Genomic DNA, 6,633 nt, shown 5'->3' with positions numbered 1-6,633 from the left:
GGCGGTGGCCCGCCACGTCGAACTGGCCGAGTGGGCCCAGGCGGTCGTGGTCTATCCCGCAACCTTCCACTTCACCGCTCGGCTGGCGCTGGGCCTGGCCGACTCCCCGGTGCTGCTCGCCTGCCATTGCACCCGGGCACCCGTGGCGGTGGCCCCGGCCCTGCCGCCGGGCGGGCTGGAGAGCGCCGCCTTCCAGGCGCACTGGGCGGCGCTGGCCGCCCGGCCGAACATCGTCCTCGCACCACCGCACCCGGGCGTCAGCCTGACCACCGGTCGGGCAGACGCATGGGTACCACCCCTGTTGCCGGAGGTCATCGGCATGCTTGAACACCGTCGCGCCGAGCTGGAGGCCGGCCTGCCGGACCGGGAGCCGCCCGCCGCCCCCGCCGAGTTCGCCGCCGACCTGGCCCGCTCATGAGCGGGCCGGAAGCAGCGTCCGGGACCACTCCCACGACGCCCGGGGCCGCTGAGGAGGTGGAGTACGGCACCGATCTGCTGCGCACCCGGGTCAGTGCCCTGCCCGGCGGTCATGAATGGACCAGGACGACCGGACGCCTGGCGCCGGAGCCGTTCCGGACCGCCACCGGGCTCGAACATCGGCTGGCCGCGGCCGGGCGGGCCGACGCCGTCCGTCTGGCCGTGGGCCACGGCGGTCCGACGAGCCGTGTCTACCAGGTCGCGGGCGGCGAGTCGGTGGCGAACGCGCTGCTGACCGTCGGCCCCCTGCCACAGCTGCGGGAACCGCTGCGCGGTCTCGGTCTCGCACTGAGCCGACTGCACGCCGGCGGCCCGCCGAACGCGGACCCGCGACCCGGCCCGCCCCGCGGCCTGCGGCGCCTCGACACCTGGCTGGCGGGACGGGCACCGGTCGCCCGTGCTGCCTACGTGGGCGCCGAGTTGCGCAGCCGGCTGGGACCCGAGCGCTGGTCCCGGGTCACCGCCTGGTGCCGCCGGACCGGCGAGGACAGCGACGTGACCCTGGTGCACGGCGCGCCGGGGCTCGGCTCCCTGGTCCCAGGTGACGGCGACGGTACTGCCACCCTGCTGACGGGCGAGGACCTGGCCGTGGCGCCCTGGTACTTCGACCTCGGTTGGGTCCTTGGCGAACTGGTCGAACTCAGATGGCAGTTGGGCGGGGACCAGCAGGGCTGGCAGTTTCTGCTGGAGGCACTCTTCGAGGGGTACGGCCGGGACGTCGGCGAGCAGTGGAATCGCGTGGCGGCGCTGCGCATCCTGCTGCACGTGCACGACATCGCGGCCTATGTCGGCTGGCACACCGCCGGGTTCGACCACTACGCCACGTTCCTGATGTTCCTGATCGACCTGTGACCACGCGCGCCGGGCAGGTGCCGTGCCCCACCTGCCGTTGCCTTCGCACCGCCTTCACCCCCACGGGAGAGCCACGTCATGAACGCCAGCCGTCCGCAGCCGGGCCTGAGCCGGTTCACCCTGCCGAACGGGCTGCGGGTGGTGCTGGACTGCCGGTTCCCGCAGCCGAGGGTGGCCGTCGCCGTGCACTACGGCACCGGGTTCCGTTCCGAGCCGCCAGGCCGGGAGGGATTCGCCCACCTTTTTGAGCACCTGATGTTCCGCGGCAGTGCCAGCCTGCCCGAAGGCCGTTTCTACGAGCATGTGCACCGCTTCGGTGCCCACGCCAACGGCACCACGCACCAGGACTACACCGACTACTACCAAGTGGTGCCGGCGCAGGCGCTGGAGCGGGCGCTTTTCGCGGAGGCGGACCGCATGCGCGCCCCGCTCCTCACCGAGGCCGCGCTGGCCGAACAGCTGCGTGGTGTGGAGCAGGAGATCCGGCAGGCGGTGCACGACAGGCCGTACGGAGGCTTCCCCTGGCCCGTGCTGTCCGGTGTGATGTTCCGGAGCTTCGCCAACGCGCACGACGGATACGGCGACGTGGAGCGGCTGCGCTCCACCACAGTGGCGGACTGCGCGGATTTCTTCGCGGCGCACTACGTGCCCGGCAACGCCGTGCTGACCATCGTCGGCGCGTCCGAGCCCGAGGCCACCCGCGAGCTGGTGGAGCGGCACTTCGCGGGGATCGCGGCCCGCCCGCTGCCGCTCGCACCCGTGCTCGCCGAGCCCCGTCCCGCCGAGGAGCGGTGGGTGGAGTGCACCGAGCCGGGGGTCGCGGCGACTGCGCTGGCGGCCGGCTACCGACTGCCCGACCCGGATACCGACCTGCCGGGCTACCTGGCGCACGCCGTACTGGCCCGGCTCACCGCAGAGCAGGGCCCGCCGGCGGCCGGTCTGCCCCCGGTCAGCACGAGTTGCGGCTTCTTCGGCCCGCTGGACGCCAAGGACCCCGACGCGCTCGTGGTCACGGCACTGCTGCGGCCCGGCACCGACGCGAGGGAAACACTCGCCGCCCTCACCGGGCGGTGGGCCGACTGGGCGGACCGGCCCCCGGCGGACGCGGTACGGCAGACGGTCGGACTGATGGTGGGCGAGCACCACCGGCTGCACGGGAACCTGGAGACCCGGTGCCGTGCCCTCGGCCGGCTGGAGGTCCTCTTCGGCCAGGCCGACCTCCTCGATCTGCTGCCCGCTCGTCTCGCCGCGGTCGGCCCCGCCGAAGTCGCCCGTGCGGCGGGCGAGCTGGCGGGTTCCCCGGCGTCGGCGCTGGTGCTGCGCCCCGGCCCTGTGCGCAGCCGCCCACGATGGTCGTCCGCCGACAAGGGTGATGTCCGGGCCGTGGACGCCGGGGACGGCGGCGGTGGCGGGCGGAATCGGGCCGGGGCCGCGCCCGAGGCCCTGCCACCGGCGCCGTACGGCGTGCCCGTCTGGCCGAGGCGGTCCGGGCTGCACCAGGTGACGTGGGAGAACGGGACGCGTGTGGTGGCCGTCGCCGACCGGCGGGTTCCCTCTGTGGAGGTGCGGCTGCGGCTGCCGCTGGGACCGGCCGGCTGGCGGGACCACGCCGGGCCCGATGCCCGGCTGCGCGACGCACTGGCGCGGACCCGTGCGGAAGCACGCGCGGCGGCCCTGGGCGGCAGCATCCGGGCGGTCGTGGACGGGCAGTGGTGCGACGTCACGGGCTGTACGCCTGCGGAGCGGTTGCCTGCCTGGCTGGCCGTCCTCGCCGAACTCACTGACCCGCACGGCGGGTACGCCGTTCCGGATGTCCCACCCACAGCGCCGCCGGCCGGCCGGCCGACCGCACAGCGCCTCATGGACGACGCCCTGCGCCGGCATTGGCTCGCGCGCGACACGGCCGACGGACTTCCCGGCCGTGTTCCCTCCGGGAGCGGGCCGCCGCTGGGCGACCCGCGGGGCGGCGTTCTCGTCCTGCTCGGCGACCTGGATCCCGAGCAGGCGGTCGCGGCGGCGACCGCAGCGCTCTCCGACTGGGCGTCCGCCCCTTCGGGCTCCGCACGAGGCGCGCGGCGGACGTCCGTGGGCGGACGGCTGCTGGTGCTGCGCGACCCGGCCGAGCCCGAACTGCACCTGACCCTGTGCGCACCTGAGCCGGAGGCCGCGACCGGGCGGGTTTCGACGACCGAGCCGGCCCGCTACCTGGCCACGGCCGTGTTCGGCGGCTACTTCGGCTCTCGGCTGGCCGCGCGCCTGCGCGCCGTGACCAGGGGGGGATACGAGGCCTATTGCGGACGGGACGTCGTGCTGGACACCCCCCGTGTCTTCGTACGGGCCCGGGTGGCGCCCCGCTTGGCCGAGGAGACGCTTCGGGGAGTTCGCGAGGAACTGCGCCGCGCGGGGGACGAGCCGTTCACCGAGGCGGAGACCGAGGCGGCCCGGGAGTTCTGTACCGCCCAGGCGCTCGGGGCCTTCGACTCCCCGGTCACCCAGGCCGACCTGCTCCGTCAGCTGACTGCCGCGGGCCGTGATCCCCGGTGGCTCACCGGCCTTCCGCGCCTGCTGGCCGAGGTCCCCGCCCACGAGGTGACCCGTGCGGGTCGCGAGCTTTTCGCCGGCATCGACATGGACACGGTTCTGCTCGGTGCCATCACCCCGGACCGGGCGTCGCACTTGGTCACGGCCGTGGACGGGTTCGGCTGACCCCCCGTCGGGCCGGGCGCGCCGGGCGGCCCCGGCCTGTCCACACGGCGAGTGGTACGAACCCGGCGTACTGCCGAGGGGTACGCCGGGTTCGTACCACTCGCCGCCGATCCTAGTGCCGCAACGGGCAACGTTCGCCCCGTCGCGACGCCCGGCACGCTCCCCCCAAGCTCTTCGAGCAGGGGCCCCCGGAGCACGCACCGGACGCCGCTCCTCGACGGGCGAACGGTGTTTGCCGAAGCGCTGGGCGCTGTTGCCCGGTCGCGTCTTCCGCCCGGGGGCGGGACGACGGGAGCCAGGGCCTGCCGGGCGGTTCCCGCCGGGCCGCGGCGCCTTCCCGGCCCGGCCGCCGGGCGGTGCCTCCGGGCACCGCGCCTCACCGCGTTGTCGGGCGCACCCACGTGCGTCCGGTTCCGGGACGGCCCCTCCGCGTCGAGGTGCACGGCACCGGCCGCCGCGTGCCGATCCGGTGGGAACGGCCGGACGGCCCTACGACTTGGCCGGGTCGGCGAGGGCCGCGATGCGCCGCAGCTCCGCCAGGTGACCGGCGAGTGCGTCGCGGCCCGCGTCGGTCAGCGCGAGCCAGGTGTGGGTGCGGGAATTCATGGGGGCCTTTCGCACGGTCGCGTAGCCGGCCGCCTGCAACACCTTGACCTGCTTGCTCAGGACGGAGTCGCTCACTCCGAGAGCGTCGCGGACCACCGAGAACTCCAAGGAGTCGACCGCCGCGAGCATGGCGCAGATCTGCAGCCGGTGTGCCGGGTGGATCACTTCGTCCAGTCCGGACATGGTCATGTCCGCCGCAGCAGATCGCGGCGCAGCGCTTCGTCGTTGCGCCTGGTGACATACACGGTGAGGACCAGGGCCAGGAGGCCGGCCACCGACATGGCGCCCGGCAGCTCCGCAGCCAGCTTCAGGCTCAGACCGAGGCCGCCGAGGACGACAAGTGCCAGCAGGTACAGGCCGTTGAGCCGACGGGTGCCCGGGGCGGACACCGAGCGGTTGACGGAGACACCGCGAGAGCGGGCGACGCTCAGGGTGAGTGTCGCCGGGAGGATGATCCCCCCGACGATGACGCCCGAGGGCACCAGGCTGCCGCCCATGTCGATCGAGGCGAAGACGATGCCCACACCGAGGCCCAGCCCGGCGTGGTACCACCAGGGCGCGGTGGCGCGGTCGGCGAGGGCTGCGCGAGCGGAGGCCGCGCCGTCCAGGGCTGCGCGTGCATCGGCAGGATCTTCCGGAACGATGTTTTCCATGTTGGAAAGTCTACATCGACTTTCCAACATGGCAAGTAGCTGTGTGTGTTCGTGCCGTACCGGAGCCGGCTCAGATCCAGCCCCGTTCGCGGGCGAGGAGAGCTGCCTGCGGCCGGCTGGCCGCGTCCAGGATCTGCAGGATGCTCGCCACGTAGCGGCGGTAGGTGCGCACCGACACGCCGAGCTGCCGGGCCCCGATCTCGTCCTTCGTGCCGCGGCACATGGCTTCCAGTACCTGCTGCTCGACCTCCGGCAGCCGATCCCGCTCGCTCCGGCCGCCGAGCGAGGTGAGTTCCGCGGCGGAGGACCAGATCTCCTCGAACAGTGCGACCATGTTGGCGACCAGCCCCGGCTCCTGCGCCACCAGGGCACCGCGCGAACTGTCCGCGGGATCGACAGGCGTCAGCGCGATACGGCGGTCGTAGACGAGGATGCGCGTGGATATCTCGTCCAGCATCCGTACCTCCGCGCCCATGGAGACCAGTTCGCGCAGATAGCCGGCTGTGAGAGGGTCCTCCAGCGCTTCGGTGCGCACGATGTTCCTGATCCGTACCCCCCGCTTGATGCACCGCAAATCCAGTGGCCGGGAGTGCTGGATGTTCTCGTGGGTCAGCGCGGTGTACGGCTCGGCCGACAGGATCTCCTCGCGCGCGAAGAAGGCCAGGGTGTCGATCCTGCTCCGGATCGTCTCCAGGCTCTCGAGCTTCTCCACGACCGGAGCCTCGGCCGGGGCCGACTCCTGTTCGGTGCGGAACGACGCGACCAGGTGCCGTGCCTGTGTGACGGCCCGCATCTCGTCGTGCAGTTGCTTCAGCCGCATGCTGGTCAGGTTGTCCACGACCGACTCGGGGGCGCTCGGTAACAGCCCGCCGTCGGCGCCCTCCGCCACGACGGCAAGGGTGAGGAGACGTTTCAGCGCGTTCTCCACCTCGTGCAGCGGTGCGTTCACCGGCAGGTGGACCTCGTCGGCTCGTGCGCCCGGATGTCTCAGGAGGTGGCGGTAGAGCAGCTCCTCCAGGTTCGACAGTCCCAGGACGGACATCGAGCCGGCGGTCATCCAACACCCCCGCGTATCGATCCCGATCGCGCCCGGGCCGATGGTCGCGAGCAGCCGGCGCGACAGACGGGGCGAGTCTATGGAACACCGCGGAGCAAAGGAACTGGAAATTCCGGGTGTTGCGACCGGTGCGGTGCCGATCGGGCCATGTGCTTCTTCGCCCGGCGGTGAACCGCCACCCGGTGAAGGGTCCGTAAAGGGCGTTTGGAGGGGGTTCCGCAAGGCTGCGCGAGGTCTTCACAGTGCAGCGGAGCGTGGTGTTGTCATCTCGTTAAGTGGTTC

At 72.9% G+C, this 6,633-nt stretch carries 6 protein-coding genes; 3 read left to right on the top strand and 3 right to left on the bottom strand.

Translation table 11 applies throughout. The features are described from left to right. The 3 genes from RH94_RS28075 to RH94_RS28065 form a co-directional block, all read left to right on the top strand. Positions 1-418 (top strand): flavoprotein (locus tag RH94_RS28075; protein ID WP_324614320.1); only part of this gene is annotated, 418 nt, incomplete at its 5' end. Positions 419-474: 56 nt separating this feature from the next. Beyond that, on the top strand, positions 475-1,329 hold the full coding sequence (locus tag RH94_RS39955) for an aminoglycoside phosphotransferase family protein (protein WP_073951082.1): 855 nt from the start codon (positions 475-477) through the stop codon (positions 1,327-1,329). A 78-nt stretch (positions 1,330-1,407) separates the two neighbouring features. Then, entirely contained in the window at positions 1,408-4,035 is a 2,628-nt protein-coding gene (locus RH94_RS28065) for a M16 family metallopeptidase (RefSeq protein ID WP_073951080.1), read from the top strand. Between the two features lie 489 nt (positions 4,036-4,524). On the opposite strand, the gene RH94_RS28060 is transcribed toward RH94_RS28065, so the two are convergent. The 3 genes from RH94_RS28060 to RH94_RS28050 all read right to left on the bottom strand — a co-directional run bounded on the left by RH94_RS28060 (position 4,525) and on the right by RH94_RS28050 (position 6,351). Further along, a complete protein-coding gene (locus RH94_RS28060) occupies positions 4,525-4,830 on the bottom strand; it encodes a transcriptional regulator (protein ID WP_324614319.1) in 306 nt (101 codons plus the stop codon). Further along, entirely contained in the window at positions 4,827-5,294 is a 468-nt protein-coding gene (locus tag RH94_RS28055; protein WP_234426091.1) for a hypothetical protein, read from the bottom strand. The genes RH94_RS28060 and RH94_RS28055 overlap by 4 nt, the downstream gene beginning before the upstream one ends. Before the next feature lie 70 nt (positions 5,295-5,364). After that, complete coding sequence (locus RH94_RS28050) at positions 5,365-6,351, bottom strand: helix-turn-helix transcriptional regulator (RefSeq protein ID WP_073951074.1); 987 nt, start codon at positions 6,349-6,351, stop codon at positions 5,365-5,367. Positions 6,352-6,633 lie beyond the last annotated feature (282 nt).

The organism is Streptomyces kebangsaanensis (assembly GCF_001906585.1).
GTDB lineage: Bacteria > Actinomycetota > Actinomycetes > Streptomycetales > Streptomycetaceae > Streptomyces > Streptomyces kebangsaanensis.
The sequence above is the reverse complement of the archived record's forward strand: the minus strand, read 5'-3'. Positions and strand labels throughout refer to the sequence as shown.